The sequence below is a fragment of the Streptococcus sp. SO2 genome (genome assembly GCF_030440025.1).
In genome coordinates this window covers 1-14,030 of the sequence record NZ_JAQFJH010000003.1, presented here as the reverse complement: position 1 = coordinate 14,030, position 14,030 = coordinate 1, and the positions used below count along the sequence as shown (strand labels likewise).

Annotated in this window: 17 protein-coding genes and 1 pseudogene; all 18 read left to right on the top strand. The window is 41.9% G+C overall.

Annotation, left to right across the window (positions count from 1 at the left end; all coding sequences use genetic code 11):
• Positions 1–107 precede the first annotated feature (107 nt).
• Entirely contained in the window at positions 108–506 is a 399-nt protein-coding gene (gene spx, locus PCY17_RS04405) for a transcriptional regulator Spx (RefSeq protein WP_000591165.1), read from the top strand.
• Between the two features lie 66 nt (positions 507–572).
• Entirely contained in the window at positions 573–1,142 is a 570-nt protein-coding gene (locus PCY17_RS04400) for an SP0191 family lipoprotein (RefSeq protein WP_301391980.1), read from the top strand.
• 86 nt (positions 1,143–1,228) lie between these two features.
• Positions 1,229–1,495, top strand: a complete 267-nt coding sequence (locus PCY17_RS04395; RefSeq protein WP_000507059.1) for an IreB family regulatory phosphoprotein — start codon at positions 1,229–1,231, stop codon at positions 1,493–1,495.
• Positions 1,496–1,498: 3 nt separating this feature from the next.
• Positions 1,499–1,918, top strand: coding sequence for a Holliday junction resolvase RuvX (ruvX, locus tag PCY17_RS04390; RefSeq protein WP_049477385.1), 420 nt, complete (start codon positions 1,499–1,501; stop codon positions 1,916–1,918).
• A gap of 15 nt (positions 1,919–1,933) precedes the next feature.
• The gene (locus tag PCY17_RS04385; RefSeq protein ID WP_000017624.1) at positions 1,934–2,239 is read left to right on the top strand and encodes a DUF1292 domain-containing protein; all 306 of its coding nucleotides are present in this window, start codon (positions 1,934–1,936) and stop codon (positions 2,237–2,239) included.
• Positions 2,240–2,599: 360 nt separating this feature from the next.
• The gene (locus PCY17_RS04380; protein WP_084944291.1) at positions 2,600–3,850 is read left to right on the top strand and encodes a folylpolyglutamate synthase/dihydrofolate synthase family protein; all 1,251 of its coding nucleotides are present in this window, start codon (positions 2,600–2,602) and stop codon (positions 3,848–3,850) included.
• Between the two features lie 90 nt (positions 3,851–3,940).
• On the top strand, positions 3,941–4,393 hold the full coding sequence (locus PCY17_RS04375) for an SP_0198 family lipoprotein (protein WP_084944292.1): 453 nt from the start codon (positions 3,941–3,943) through the stop codon (positions 4,391–4,393).
• 348 nt (positions 4,394–4,741) lie between these two features.
• Complete coding sequence (cls, locus tag PCY17_RS04370) at positions 4,742–6,274, top strand: cardiolipin synthase (protein ID WP_084944293.1); 1,533 nt, start codon at positions 4,742–4,744, stop codon at positions 6,272–6,274.
• 74 nt (positions 6,275–6,348) lie between these two features.
• The gene (locus tag PCY17_RS04365; protein WP_162837248.1) at positions 6,349–6,492 is read left to right on the top strand and encodes a hypothetical protein; all 144 of its coding nucleotides are present in this window, start codon (positions 6,349–6,351) and stop codon (positions 6,490–6,492) included.
• Between the two features lie 35 nt (positions 6,493–6,527).
• Positions 6,528–8,045, top strand: coding sequence for a damage-inducible protein CinA (locus PCY17_RS04360; protein ID WP_084944294.1), 1,518 nt, complete (start codon positions 6,528–6,530; stop codon positions 8,043–8,045).
• Positions 8,046–8,174: 129 nt separating this feature from the next.
• Entirely contained in the window at positions 8,175–10,382 is a 2,208-nt protein-coding gene (nrdD, locus tag PCY17_RS04355) for an anaerobic ribonucleoside-triphosphate reductase (protein ID WP_301391974.1), read from the top strand.
• A gap of 11 nt (positions 10,383–10,393) precedes the next feature.
• The gene (locus PCY17_RS04350) at positions 10,394–10,534 is read left to right on the top strand and encodes a hypothetical protein (protein WP_000521625.1); all 141 of its coding nucleotides are present in this window, start codon (positions 10,394–10,396) and stop codon (positions 10,532–10,534) included.
• Positions 10,535–10,577: 43 nt separating this feature from the next.
• On the top strand, positions 10,578–11,078 hold the full coding sequence (locus PCY17_RS04345; protein ID WP_049477380.1) for a GNAT family N-acetyltransferase: 501 nt from the start codon (positions 10,578–10,580) through the stop codon (positions 11,076–11,078).
• A 4-nt stretch (positions 11,079–11,082) separates the two neighbouring features.
• Positions 11,083–11,679: an anaerobic ribonucleoside-triphosphate reductase activating protein gene (nrdG, locus tag PCY17_RS04340; protein WP_049477379.1), complete on the top strand. Its 597-nt coding sequence runs from the start codon at positions 11,083–11,085 to the stop codon at positions 11,677–11,679.
• Positions 11,676–12,302: a uridine kinase gene (locus tag PCY17_RS04335; protein WP_084880399.1), complete on the top strand. Its 627-nt coding sequence runs from the start codon at positions 11,676–11,678 to the stop codon at positions 12,300–12,302. Before nrdG ends, PCY17_RS04335 begins: the two co-directional genes overlap by 4 nt.
• Before the next feature lie 567 nt (positions 12,303–12,869).
• A complete protein-coding gene (locus tag PCY17_RS04330; protein ID WP_084880400.1) occupies positions 12,870–13,283 on the top strand; it encodes an effector binding domain-containing protein in 414 nt (137 codons plus the stop codon).
• Positions 13,284–13,540: 257 nt separating this feature from the next.
• Positions 13,541–13,849 (top strand): 30S ribosomal protein S10, encoded by a 309-nt coding sequence (rpsJ, locus tag PCY17_RS04325; RefSeq protein WP_001284514.1) that lies wholly within the window; start codon positions 13,541–13,543, stop codon positions 13,847–13,849.
• 82 nt (positions 13,850–13,931) lie between these two features.
• Positions 13,932–14,030, top strand: a pseudogene (locus tag PCY17_RS04320) (50S ribosomal protein L3); the annotation flags it as partial.

Sequence of the window (14,030 nt, the reverse complement as noted above, 5' to 3'; positions counted from 1 at the left end):
AATCGCGAAAAAAGTTAATTTTTTTTAAAAAATAGGTCGCAAGTCGGATGTTTTTTATGGTATAATAGACTAAACTGATAGTAACATGTAGCGAAAGGGGTAGGTACATGATCAAAATTTATACAGTCTCAAGTTGTACTAGCTGTAAAAAAGCGAAAACCTGGCTCAATGCCCACCAGTTAAGTTATAAAGAACAAAATCTCGGTAAAGAAGGAATTACAAGAGAAGAGTTATTAGATATTCTCACGAAAACAGATAATGGAATTGCCAGTATCGTTTCGTCAAAAAACCGCTACGCTAAGGCACTTGGAGTTGACATCGAGGATTTGAGTGTCAATGAAGTGCTCAACTTAATCATGGAAACACCACGGATCTTAAAGAGTCCGATTCTCGTTGACGAGAAGCGCCTACAAGTCGGCTATAAAGAAGATGATATCCGTGCCTTCTTGCCACGCTCTGTCCGTAATGTAGAAAATGCAGAAGCACGTCTACGTGCAGCTCTATAAAACATCAAGGCTGGGAGTGACTCCTGGCCTTGTTTGCTCTTTTGTTTTAAAATCATGTGAGGAATTATGAAAAAGTTACTAATTGCTAGTTTTGCTCTCCTCTTTTTGCTTGCGGGATGTGGGCAAAAAAAGGAAACTCCTGCTGCTACCACAACAGCATCTGAACCTCTTCAATCAAACCTTCCCGTTTTGGACAATGCCGAAAAGAATACGGTTGTTACCAAGACCCTGTTGATGCCGAAGTCAGAAAATGGAACGCAGCAGACTCAGACCATTACCTATAAAGGTAATCAGTTTTTGACCTTGACCATTCAGCAAAAACGACCTGTCGGGGATGAACTCAAGACCTTTATCTCTGAAAATGGCCTAGAGGAGACGCAAAAAGCGCTTCTAGAAGTGGAAGAAAAGGATGAGACCATCCAAGAGGCACGCAAACTAGCAGGATTCAAACTGGAAACAAAGCTACTCAGCGAGACAGAAATCCAGACTACAACGACTTATGATTTTCAAGTATTGGACGTCAAAAAGGCATCTCAGCTGGAATATTTAAAAAATATCGGCCTTGAAAATCTCTTAAAAAACGAACCTAGCCAGTATATTGCTGACAGAGTGGCAAATGGGGCGACAGAACAATAGAAAATCCAAATAAATAGACTGACTTATTTGTAGAACGTCAGGTAATGTGCTATAATAGTACTATTCTAAGGAAAGAGGGTGTTAGAATGGGATTTACTGAAGAAACTGTACGGTTTAAATTGGATGATTCCAATAAGAAAGAAATTAGCGAAACATTGACAGATGTTTATGCTTCTTTGAATGACAAGGGCTACAATCCGATTAACCAGATCGTCGGTTATGTATTGAGTGGAGACCCTGCCTACGTTCCTCGTTACAACAATGCACGAAATCAAATCCGTAAGTATGAGCGTGATGAAATTGTTGAAGAATTGGTACGCTACTACCTTAAAGGACAAGGAGTCGATCTATAATCTATGAGAATTATGGGATTGGACGTCGGTTCAAAAACAGTGGGCGTTGCCATTAGCGACCCACTAGGATTCACTGCTCAAGGGCTTGAAATCATCCAGATTAATGAGGATCAAGGCCAGTTTGGTTTTGACCGTATCAAGGAATTGGTTGACAACTATAAGGTGGAACGCTTTGTAGTAGGTCTACCTAAAAACATGAACAATACCAGTGGGCCACGGGTAGAAGCTAGTCAAGCCTACGGAGCAAAATTAGAGGAACTTTTTGGTTTACCAGTAGACTATCAGGATGAGCGTTTGACGACTGTCGCTGCGGAGCGTATGTTGATTGAACAAGCAGATATCAGCCGTAACAAACGCAAAAAAGTTATTGATAAGTTGGCTGCTCAGCTGATTTTGCAAAATTATTTAGATAGAAAATTTTAAGACAGAGGAGAAACTATGTCACACGATCACAACCATGACCACGAAGAACGTGAATTGATTACACTAGTAGATGAGCAAGGAAATGAAACCTTGTTTGAAATTCTTTTGACCATCGACGGGAAAGAAGAATTTGGTAAAAACTATGTTCTGCTAGTGCCAGTTAACGCAGAAGAAGATGAAAATGGTGAAGTTGAAATCCAAGCTTACTCATTCATCGAAAATGAAGACGGAACAGAAGGCGAATTGCAACCAATTCCAGAAGACTCAGAAGACGAATGGAACATGATTGAAGAAGTCTTCAATAGCTTTATGGAGGAGTGATACAGTCTGGGAGACTGTATCAGCCCAGCTCCCTGAAATAAGAGAGAGCTGGTAAGTCCGGGGGACGTTTTTACCCCTGCTTCTAGAAATAAGAAAAAGCAGGAACATCCAGTGGATGTTTTTAGCCCAGTTCCTTTAAATAAGAGAGAACTGGTAAGTTCTAGGAACATTTTTACCCTTACGCTAAAAATAAAGACCGTAAGTAATTCCGGGGGACGTTTTTAGCTCACGTTGAAATTCATAGTAGCTAGTGATTAGCTAACCAGGTAAGAGGTCGGGATTTTAGTCCCGACCTCGTTTTTTTATTTGCAATCATACTTTGATGCGGTAGTTGATTGGACTTTTGTTAAGGAGACATGTATGTTTGAAGTAGAAGAATGGCTGCATAGTCGGATTGGTTTAAACTTTAGATCTGGTCTTGGACGAATGCAGCGAGCTGTGGATTTGCTGGGGAATCCAGAGAGGACTTATCCTATTATCCACGTAACAGGTACTAACGGTAAGGGGTCAACTATTGCCTTTATGAGAGAGTTGTTTGTTGCTCATGGTAAAAAAGTTGGTACTTTCACCTCTCCCCATATCATCAGCATCCATGATCGAATCTGTATCAATGGGCAGCCGATCGCGGAGGAAGACTTTGTCCGTATAGCTAACCAAGTCAAAGAGATGGAAAAGACGCTTTTGCAAACCCATGACCAGTTGTCCTTTTTTGAATTACTGACTCTGATTGCTTTGCTTTACTTTAAAGAGCAGGGAGTGGATCTGGTTCTGCTAGAAGTGGGGATTGGTGGTTTGCTTGATACCACTAATGTCGTAACAGGAGAGATTGCAGTTATTGCTTCGATTGGGCTAGATCATCAGGAGACCTTGGGCGATAGTCTGGAGGAAATAGCCGAGCAGAAAGCTGGTATTTTCAAGGCTGGCAAGAAGGCAGTCATTGCCAAGCTTACTCCAGAAGCGGAGCTTGTCTGTCAAAGTAAAGCGAGAGAGTTAGCTGTCGAACTTTATCAAGCTGGGCGAGACTTCACCTTGAATGCTGGGGATTTTTCAAGTAAGCTAGCAAACTTTTCACAGCTTGAAATCGGTTTAGAAGGTGCTTATCAGCAAGAAAATGCCGCCTTGGCTTTAGAAACTTTTCTTCTGTTTATGGCGTCAAGAGGTGAAAGGGTCGAAGAAGAGTTTGTCAGACGGGCTTTGAAGGAGACACATTGGGCAGGTCGATTGGAACGGATTCGTCCACAAATCTACCTAGATGGGGCTCACAATCTGCCAGCCTTGACTCGTCTAGTCGAGTTTATCCAAGGGAAAATCCAGCAAGGTTACCAGGTTCGCATCCTTTTTGGAGCACTTAAACGCAAGGATTATCAGGGGATGTTAGGCTATCTATCTAAGCAGTTGCCTGAGGTGGAACTTAAGGTAACAGGCTTTGACTACCAAGGCTCTCTGGATGAAAAGGATGTGGCGGGTTACGATTTGATTTCTTCCTATGGCGGTTTTATCAGAGAATTTGAAGAAAAGGCCAAAGATCAGGACTTGCTTTTCGTGACGGGCTCGCTCTACTTTATCTCGGAAGTCCGAGCGAGTTTGCAAGGAAGCGATGGGATTAGTTGACCTTCTAGGCTTAAGTTGTTATACTTGAGGTAGGAGGTATATCTGGAAACGATTCCAGCAAAACATTGGCACAAAAGAAAGGAAATCGCTATGAAAACGAAAACATTCACACTTTCTATTGCTTCCCTAGCAATTCTTAGTCTTTTAGCAGCTTGTGGACCTAAGGCACAAGCCCCTACCCAGCAATCTGCTCAGCAATCATCTTCTCAACAAGAATCATCTTCTAGCGCTGCGACAAGTGCTAGTCAACCACAGGCGTCCTCAAGTCAGGACACTACTGTAGCTCAACCTACGAATATCGATGGTACCTATACTGGAAAAGATGAGAATGACCAAATCACTCTTGTTGTAACAGGTAAAACTGGTACATGGACTGAGGTCGAGCCAGATGGAGATAAGGAAATCAAGCAAGTCAGCTTTGAACCAGAAAATCAACGTGTCATTATCGGTGATGATGTCAAAATTTACACGGTTAATGGTAATCAATTGATTATCGACGATATGGACCGAGAGACATCTGACCGAGTGGTACTAACAAAATAGAACTTCAAATTTAACTAAATAGAAGTTCGGAATTAAGGTTCCGACTTTACCTTCTACGACCTCAATAGCGACTGTCCTAGGATTTGTTCGATATTGAAAAATATAAATAATTATGGAAAGAATTATCATTTTGGTAGTTCTTTTTAAGCCTCTTAATACTCTAGTTAAAAATATAAAAAGGGATAGCACGTCATATAGTGAAGGAGTAGTTTAAGAATCTTGCAGCTCTTGGAATAGTTTGCATAGAAAAAGGCAAAAGGTTGCCATCTACCCCTGAACTGAGGTATACTAGTAGAAACAGTAGTTTATCAAGCAGTTAAGGAGAATGTTAGAAAAGGAAGGGGATGTATGACAGCTAGAAAAATGCAGCTACTCATGTCTAAGTATGGTTTTAGTATTACCATCATGTTGGCAGAGTTGTTTATCATCTTTGGTTTATTTCTCTATCTAGGTCGGATGGCTCCGATTCTCTGGATTATTCTAGTTATTTTGATGAGTATGGCGACCATTGTATCGATTGTTAATCGTTCTATGAATCCTGAGAGCAAGGTAACATGGCTGTTAGTAGCCTTTGTTCCAGTATTTGGTCCCTTGCTCTATATCATGTTTGGAGAGCGTCGTTTATCTAAAAAAGAAATGAAGCAGCTAAAGCAGCTCCAATCAATGGTTGATCGAGAGGACAATAGCAGAGCTCTCCGTTTGGAGTTAAAAGAGCAGGACAAGTCAGCTTACGGAGTTATCAAATCTCTCCTCAGCATGGATACGAATGCTGATGTCTATGATCGAACGGATACACAATTTTTTGCCTCTGGTGAAAGTATGTGGCACCAGATGCTAGAGGATCTCAAGAAAGCGGAGAAATTTATCTTTCTTGAGTACTATATCATCGAAGAAGGCTTGATGTGGAACAGCATTTTAGAGATTTTGGAAGAAAAGGCCGCTCAAGGAGTGGAAGTTAAGCTCCTCTATGATGATATTGGTTGTATGGCAACCTTGCCTGGAGATTACACCATCCAGCTTCGTGGTCGAGGGATTGAAGCCCATAAATTTAACAAGGTGATTCCACGCTTGACCGTTGCCTATAATAACCGTGATCACCGTAAAATCATGATTATCGATGGGCAGATTGCCTATACAGGTGGTGCCAATCTAGCAGATGAGTATATCAACCATATCGAACGCTTCGGTTACTGGAAGGATAGCGGTATTCGGTTGGATGGTCCAGCAGTAAAGGCTTTTACCAGACTCTTTTTATCTGCCTGGTACATCAATCGTGGAGAGATTAGTGACTTTGACCAATACCATCTTGAAAATCACCCCAAATATGGGATGGGACTCTGTATTCCCTATAGTAGTGGACCAAAACCCATCTACCGAGCTCAAGTTGGAAAAACGGTCTACCAAAATCTTATCAACCAAACTACAGATTACGTCTACATTACGACTCCCTATCTGATTGCTGACTACGATCTAACTGAAAGTATCAAAAATGCAGCTATGAGAGGGGTAGATGTGCGAATTGTGACGCCTTGTATCCCAGATAAGAAGGTCATCCAATTGGTTACTCGTGGAGCCTATCCTGACTTGTTGTCTGCTGGAGTTCGCATTTACGAGTACAGTCCGGGATTCCTTCATAGCAAGCAAATGCTTGTCGATGGAGAGGCAGCTACTGTGGGGACCATCAATTTTGACTATCGGAGCTTGCTCCACCACTATGAAAATGCCGTCTTACTTTATAGAACGCAGTCCATCATCGATATTGAAAGAGACTTCGAAGAGATTTTTAAAGTTTCTCAAGAAATTTATCCTCACACTATCAAAACCAGCTGGTATCAAAGCCTAATCAAGGAAATTGTCCAGTTGTTTGCACCTATGCTCTAACTATCGACCAAGATCTAGCCCAAGGCTGGATCTTATTTTTTCTTCTTACGAATAGATAGGTAAAGGAGAAAACAATGCTCAATCTAGAAGATGAAGATTTTTTTAAAGAGTATAAAGCTAGTAGGTTACATCGTTTTCGTGAAATCGAACGCTTTGCGATATTGGATAAGAAATTAAGCAAATATCAATCCCAAGCTGACATTCCTGTAAGATTTTGATATACTAAAACAGATAAACTTAGAGGAGAAATTGAATGAACGTATACGGGAAAATAGATGAGAAACAAGAAGAATCTCATTACCAAGACTGGTCAGTGCCAGAGAAACGAGAAGGAGCTCCCATTCCCTTTTTTAGTATTTTGCTTTGGAGTTTAGTGGCCACAGCCATTTCGGTTGCCCTGCCTTTTATTTTTGGTTTAGTCAGTCCGCAACAAACTCAGGATCTTTATACCGGTTGGGCCTTGCATCAAAATGGTCAAATGTATACAGATTATTTTGGGACGGAGGGATTGCTCTATTATGTGCTAACCTACCTTTTTCAAGGCAGTATTCTGATTGCTTTGGTTGAGTGGTTGGCCTTGTTTGGAGCAGGTGTTTTTCTTTTTAAGGCTGCGAATACTCTTGCCGGCCAAGAAAAGGAAGCGAAGCGAGTTGTCTTTATTTTATACTTGCTTGTAGCGGGTCTCGCTTTTGGTGGCGGTTATGCTCTTTTGCTAGCCCTGCCTTTCCTATTTTATTCATTGAGTATCGTTACAAATTATCTAGCTTTTCCAAAGGACGACAAAGGATTTGTACGAGTGGGGATGAGCCTTGCTCTCGCTTTCTTCCTTGCGCCAATCCCAACCGCCTTGTTTGCGGCTGTACTGGCCTTGGGGATTATCGGCTTTAATCTAGGCAAAGGTCACTTTGTTCATGGTCTATATCAGTTCTTTGCGTCAGCCCTAGGATTTTCGCTCTTATTTTATCCTTTAGGCTACTATACAGTGTGGACAGGTAGTTTTGGGGATGCCATTAGCCAGACCTTGTATCCGGTAAATACTCTTAGCCTCTTTTCGAACTCGCATTTGCTTGAAAATGCAGCCTTCTATGGCTTGCTTGCTATTGGATTAGGTTCCCTTGGTTTGCTCTTTGCAGGCTTGTTCCAGTCAAAACCAGCCAAGCAATATGCCCTCTCAATTGCTGCTAGCTTGGGAGTGTTGGTTTCTTTGGGAATCTTGATTCTCTCCAAAGAGCCTATCAACGGTACTCGTCTTGTGGTGTTAATTCCTTTCTTGGCCCTGCTCCTTCTGACAGAAATCAAGGAAGATGTTTCGGAGGGAGGGAGTCGTCGTAGAAGAAGACGTGAGAAACAAACTTCTTTCTTTAAAGGAAATTTCTATCTACCACTGATTGCCCTTGCCTATCTCATTGTTCTTCCTATCGTGAGTCGCTACCTTTCTCACCCAGCGACTTATCAGGAGAGAGATCGTCTGGCTAGCGTGGTCAAACAACAAACGAGTTCTGAGGATCGTGTCTATGCTTGGGATGATCGTCCTGATTTCTACCGTGCAAGTGAACGCTTGGCGCCGACTTCTCTATCAACTCCAACACTTTACACTGCAAGCGATGAAAATAAAACCAAACTGATGAATGACCTGAAAGAGAATCAACCGAAGATGATTGTGGTCAATCAAAAAGTTGCCTTGTGGTCAGATGTAGAGAGCTGGCTCAGTGAAAACTATGAGCTTGTTCAGACAGATACTAGCGAGTTCAAACTTTATAAATCAAAATAACAAAAGATCAATATCTTGTGGAATTTTAAAATTTTTGGGATTTTTAACACAAGATATTGATTTTTATTTTTAGAGTGGTATAATACTGAATATAAACAATTCAACAATATTTTAGAAAAGAGCATGGATATGATTGTATTAGAAGAAAAGCTTGCAACCGTTCCCACCTTGTTCGTTGAAAAACGAGATGGTAGACGTGTAGTGTTTGATGTAGACAAGATTGACAAGGCTCTCCACAAGGCGGCGGAAAAGGTTATGGACGTTACGCCTCTAGTAGAAAAACGCCTAAATGGTCTAGTTGAAAGAATCGTGACTGAAATTCACAGTCGCTTCCCTCAAGGTGTCAAGATTTACGAAATTCAAAATGTCGTAGAACATGAACTCCTTGAAGCCAAAGAGTATGCGCTGGCTGAGGAGTATATCACTTATCGGACACAAAGGGATTTTGAGCGCTCAAAAGCGACAGATATCAACTTTAGTATCCATAAACTTCTCAATAAAGATCAAGCAGTTGTCAATGAAAATGCCAATAAAGACAGCGATGTCTTCAACACCCAGCGTGATTTGACAGCAGGGATTGTTGGGAAGTCAATCGGGCTACAAATGCTTCCTAAGCACGTAGCCAATGCTCATCAAAAAGGGGATATCCACTATCATGACTTGGACTACAGCCCCTACACTCCGATGACCAACTGCTGTTTGATTGATTTTAAAGGCATGTTGGAAAATGGTTTTAAGATTGGAAATGCAGAGGTAGAGAGTCCCAAGTCTATCCAGACTGCGACAGCTCAGATTTCACAAATCATTGCTAACGTTGCTTCTAGCCAGTACGGGGGCTGCTCAGCTGACCGTATCGATGAAGTATTGGCGCCATATGCAGAGAAGAATTATCAAAAACACCTCAAGGATGCGGAAGAGTGGGTCTTGCCCGAAAAACGGGAAGATTACGCTTGGAAAAAAACCCAAAAAGACATCTACGATGCCATGCAATCTCTTGAGTATGAAATCAACACTCTCTTCACTTCAAATGGACAAACACCTTTTACTTCACTAGGTTTTGGTCTAGGAACTAGTCGTTTTGAACGGGAAATTCAAAAAGCTATCTTGACCATCCGAATCAAGGGACTTGGTTCAGAACACCGTACAGCTATCTTCCCTAAACTCATCTTTACGTTGAAAAGAGGACTCAACTTAGAGGAAGGTTCACCTAACTACGACATCAAACAGTTGGCCCTCGAGTGTGCAACCAAGCGGATGTACCCAGATGTCTTGTCCTACGATAAGATTATTGAGTTGACAGGCTCCTTCAAGATTCCTATGGGCTGCCGTTCTTTCCTCCAAGGATGGAAGGATGAGAATGGTGTCGAGGTCAATTCAGGTCGGATGAATCTAGGTGTTGTGACGGTCAATCTGCCTCGTATCGCCCTCGAGTCTGAAGGAGATCTGAATAAGTTTTGGGAAATCTTCAATGAGCGGATGAATATCGCGGAAGATGCCTTGGTTTACCGTGTGGAAAGAACCAAGGAAGCAACACCAGCGAATGCCCCTATCCTCTATCAGTACGGAGCCTTCGGTCGCCGTCTCGGAAAAGAAGAAAGTGTTGACCAACTCTTTAAGAATCGCCGTGCGACAGTTTCGCTGGGCTACATCGGTTTGTACGAAGTGGCTACAGTCTTCTTTGGAAATAGCTGGGAAAGCAATCCTGAAGCCAAGGAATTCACACTGGATATCATTCGCGATATGAAACGTCGTGTGGAAGAGTGGTCTGACCAATATGGTTACCATTTCTCTATCTACTCCACACCGTCTGAAAGTCTGACAGACCGCTTCTGTCGCTTGGATACAGAGAAGTTCGGCTCTATTCCGGACATCACGGACAAGGAATACTACACCAACTCTTTCCACTACGATGTTCGTAAAAATCCAACACCGTTTGAAAAATTAGACTTTGAGAAAGTTTACCCAGAAGCAGGTGCGTCAGGTGGTTTTATCCATTATTGTGAGTATCCAGTTCTTCAACAAAATCCTAAAGCCCTGGAAGCTGTTTGGGACTATGCCTATGACCGTGTCGGTTATCTAGGGACCAATACTCCGATTGATCGTTGCTACAAGTGTGACTTTGAAGGGGATTTTGAACCAACTGAGCGAGGATTTGCTTGTCCCAACTGTGGCAATAGCGACCCTAAAACAGTAGATGTGGTCAAACGTACGTGTGGTTATCTGGGAAATCCTCAAGCGCGTCCGATGGTTAACGGACGCCACAAGGAAATCGCTGCGCGTGTCAAACACATGAACGGTTCAACCATTAAAACAGCCGGACATGAAGTAACAAATTAGAAGGAAATGGAATGGGGAAATACCAATTAGACGATAAGGGACGCGCACAAGTGACCCGTTATCACGAGAAACACTCGAAAGGTGGAACAGGTAAAAAAGAACGCTTGCTCAACCTCAGAGAACAGTTTTTAAACAAGAACAAGAAAAAATAAAAGTGAGAGTCTGCTCTCACTTTTCTCTTAATTGGAGGTGAAAATGATACTACGCAGACCAACATTGGCAGATAAAGAAACAGTTTTAGAGATGATGGCAGAGTTTGAACAGACTCAATCAGCCCACGATGGTGGGTTTTGGAACGCCAACAATTTTGTTTATGAAGAGTGGATAGAAGAAAATCTTCAAGCAGAAGCGGGACTCAATATTCCTGAAAACTGGGTTCCTGCTATTCAGCTGATTAGTTTTGACGTAGCAGGCCAGGCTCTTGGCTTTCTCAATCTTCGTCTCCGATTAAATGACTACTTACTAGAAAATGGGGGGCATATCGGCTATTCCATCCGCCCTTCTGAAAGAGGTAAAGGTTATGCCAAAGAAGCCCTCGGACAAGGCCTGCAAGTTGCCAAGGAGAAGAACATCAAAAAAGCACTTGTGACCTGTAGTACGGAAAATCCTGCTAGTAGGGCGGTTATTGTGGCAAATGGTGGGGTGTTTGAGGATGTTCGCAATGGTGTAGAACGTTACTGGATAGACTTGGAGTAGAAGGATGACATGGAATACACCAAAACCAGGTGAATGGAAAAGCGAGGAGCTTAGTAAAGGGCGAATCATTGATTATAAGGCCTTTAACTTTGTCGATGGAGAAGGTGTGCGCAACTCTCTCTATGTATCAGGTTGCATGTTTCACTGCGAGGGGTGCTATAATGTTGCGACTTGGTCTTTCAACGCAGGCATTCCCTATACGGCAGAATTAGAAGAACAAATCATGGAAGACCTTGCCCAACCCTATGTTCAAGGATTGACCCTACTAGGAGGAGAGCCCTTTCTTAATACGGGTATTCTCTTGCCGCTCGTTAAGCGAATCCGAAAGGAATTGCCAGACAAAGACATCTGGTCCTGGACGGGCTACACTTGGGAAGAAATGATGCTGGAGACTCCAGATAAACTGGAACTCTTGTCGCTGGTTGACATCCTTGTCGATGGACGGTATGATAAAAGCAAGCGCAATCTCATGCTCCAGTTTCGAGGGTCTTCTAATCAACGGATTATCGATGTGCAAAAATCTCTCAAAAGTGGGCAAGTAGTGATTTGGGACAAGCTTAATGACGGAAAAGAAAGCTATGAACAGGTGAAGAGAGAATGAAGAAAAAAGACCTGATAGAACAACTGGTTTCAGAGATAGAAACGGGAAAAGTTAGGACGCTAGGGATCTACGGTCATGGGGCTTCAGGCAAGTCAACCTTCGCTCAGGAATTACATCAAGCCCTAGATTCCACTACAGTAAATTTACTAGAAACAGATCCCTATATCACTTCAGAACGTCACCTGGTAGTACCAAAGCAAGCACCAAATCAAAAGGTGACAGCTTGTCTCCCAGTGGCGCATGAACTGGCAAGTTTACAGAGAGATATTCTCTCCTTGCAGGCAGGTTTGGATGTCTTAACAATCGATGAACCGTGGAAGGCTAGTGAAATCTTATCTGGAGCCAAGCCGATTCTGATTGTTGAAGGGATGTCTGTGGGCTTTCTGCCAAAGGAACTCTTTGACAAAACTATCTGTTTCTACACGGATGAGGAGACCGAATTAAAGAGGCGCTTAGCTCGAGATACGACTATGAGAAATCGGGATGCATCTTTTGTATTGGCTAGCCATCAGATGAGACGGGAGCAGTATCTGCGATACTATAGAGAAACCGAGTCTAAAGCGGACATTTTAGTAGATCAATCAGAAGATACATTCAAGGTCAAAATGACTCGTATTATATAGAAGAAAAGACGGTTTTTTTATAGATATAAATCCTCAATCTTGGAAAAATGAAAAGGGAAAACAGTTTCATCCTAAAAAAACGAAAAAAGCTCACAAATCCCTTGCAATCGCAGGGGCTTTGTGTTATTCTACCGTGGTGCTGTAAATCACATCTTTAGCTGTGATGCAAGAGGTTGTGACCACGATTGGATACACTGCCACACAACGCGCGTCGATTTCCTATTTTTGCTTTGAGTTTGAATCCCTTTATGTCTTAGACTTGAGCACAAAAAATGTTCGTTAAAAACTTTCCAGACTATATCAATAAGAATTGGAAGGATGGTCTTGGTTGAAGCCTGCATTGTTTTTCAGCTCTGGTTGAGACCGGTAAATTGAACGTTTTGTTTGTTATAGGCACCGTTTTATCTGGGAAAAGGGAGTTGATAGTGAATGGTGTGATATATCCTATACGCAAAGAATGCTATTTCATTTTGTTGCGTGAATTAGCCTCTTGGTAGCTAGAAAGTTTAGAGCTGAGGTTGATTGCTAGTCAGTCACCTTAGAAGTGAAAGTAAAAGGAGCGAAGGAATGTTTTTAAAAATAATCAGCAGTATCTCTACAAATAATTTCCAAGATCCAAACATGATGGAAAAAATTAGCCATCTATGGCAGGAGCACCAGAAAGAAGTAGAGGAGGTATTTGCCCAAGGGCTTCCGATTTATGCAGTCTATCATGATTATGTCAGCGACTACAAGGGGGATTACAGCTTGTCGCTCTGTAGTCTATCCGATAAAGAAGACTGGGATTTTGACACTTCAGGACAAACCTACCAAGTATTTGAGGTGGATACAAGTGATTCAAAAGGTTTTCTCCATACCTGGCAACAAATTTGGCAGGCAGAAGAAGCAAGAGAACTGCAACGTCAGTATAGTATTGATTTTGAAAAATATGATCCAGATCAGACAGTATCTATCTTTATCGCCACCCCCAAAAATGGGTAAATTGTCAAACTAAGTTTTATTTACGAAAGAGGATCAGAACATACTCTAGTAACTTAGGTTAGTAAAAAAACGAAAAAAAGCTAACAAATCCCTTGCAATCGCAGGGGCTTTGTGTTATTCTATTATGGTGCTGTAAATTACAGCCTTAGCTTTGATGCAAGAGGTTGCGACACGCTCGGTTGCATTGCCACGCAACACCGCGTCGGTTTTCTTGTGGAGCTAGCCTATTATCTTAAATAGACGAAAAGGAGAAAAAGATGGCAAACAAAAAAATCCGTATCCGTTTGAAAGCTTACGAACACCGTACGCTTGATACAGCGGCTGCAAAAATCGTAGAATCAGCTACTCGTACAGGTGCACAAGTTGCGGGTCCAATCCCACTTCCAACTGAGCGTAGCCTCTACACAATCATTCGTGCGACTCACAAATATAAATATTCTCGCGAACAATTTGAAATGCGTACACACAAACGTTTGATCGATATCGTTAACCCAACTCAAAAAACAGTTGATGCTTTGATGAAATTGGATCTTCCAAGTGGTGTAAACGTAGAAATCAAACTTTAATCTAAAGCTTGATACCTTGAGCATAAAAAACGCTCGTTAAAAACTTTTTGAATAAAAAATATAGAAAAGGAACTATTTTCTCATGACAAAAGGAATCTTAGGGAAAAAAGTGGGAATGACTCAAATCTTCACTGAAGCTGGCGAATTGATCCCTGTAACAGTTATTGAAGCAACTCCAAAC

Excerpts from the sequence above, each read along its gene's own strand:
- nrdD (WP_301391974.1), top strand. The coding sequence starts at position 8,175 with ATGATTGTATTAGAAGAAAAGCTTGCAACCGTTCCCACCTTGTTCGTT.
- PCY17_RS04375 (WP_084944292.1), top strand. The coding sequence starts at position 3,941 with ATGAAAACGAAAACATTCACACTTTCTATTGCTTCCCTAGCAATTCTT.
- PCY17_RS04380 (WP_084944291.1), top strand. The coding sequence starts at position 2,600 with ATGTTTGAAGTAGAAGAATGGCTGCATAGTCGGATTGGTTTAAACTTT.
- PCY17_RS04345 (WP_049477380.1), top strand. The coding sequence starts at position 10,578 with ATGATACTACGCAGACCAACATTGGCAGATAAAGAAACAGTTTTAGAG.
- PCY17_RS04335 (WP_084880399.1), top strand. The coding sequence starts at position 11,676 with ATGAAGAAAAAAGACCTGATAGAACAACTGGTTTCAGAGATAGAAACG.
- PCY17_RS04395 (WP_000507059.1), top strand. The coding sequence starts at position 1,229 with ATGGGATTTACTGAAGAAACTGTACGGTTTAAATTGGATGATTCCAAT.
- PCY17_RS04330 (WP_084880400.1), top strand. The coding sequence starts at position 12,870 with ATGTTTTTAAAAATAATCAGCAGTATCTCTACAAATAATTTCCAAGAT.
- rpsJ (WP_001284514.1), top strand. The coding sequence starts at position 13,541 with ATGGCAAACAAAAAAATCCGTATCCGTTTGAAAGCTTACGAACACCGT.
- ruvX (WP_049477385.1), top strand. The coding sequence starts at position 1,499 with ATGAGAATTATGGGATTGGACGTCGGTTCAAAAACAGTGGGCGTTGCC.
- nrdG (WP_049477379.1), top strand. The coding sequence starts at position 11,083 with ATGACATGGAATACACCAAAACCAGGTGAATGGAAAAGCGAGGAGCTT.
- PCY17_RS04385 (WP_000017624.1), top strand. The coding sequence starts at position 1,934 with ATGTCACACGATCACAACCATGACCACGAAGAACGTGAATTGATTACA.
- PCY17_RS04365 (WP_162837248.1), top strand. The coding sequence starts at position 6,349 with ATGCTCAATCTAGAAGATGAAGATTTTTTTAAAGAGTATAAAGCTAGT.
- PCY17_RS04360 (WP_084944294.1), top strand. The coding sequence starts at position 6,528 with ATGAACGTATACGGGAAAATAGATGAGAAACAAGAAGAATCTCATTAC.
- spx (WP_000591165.1), top strand. The coding sequence starts at position 108 with ATGATCAAAATTTATACAGTCTCAAGTTGTACTAGCTGTAAAAAAGCG.
- PCY17_RS04400 (WP_301391980.1), top strand. The coding sequence starts at position 573 with ATGAAAAAGTTACTAATTGCTAGTTTTGCTCTCCTCTTTTTGCTTGCG.
- cls (WP_084944293.1), top strand. The coding sequence starts at position 4,742 with ATGACAGCTAGAAAAATGCAGCTACTCATGTCTAAGTATGGTTTTAGT.
- PCY17_RS04350 (WP_000521625.1), top strand. The coding sequence starts at position 10,394 with ATGGGGAAATACCAATTAGACGATAAGGGACGCGCACAAGTGACCCGT.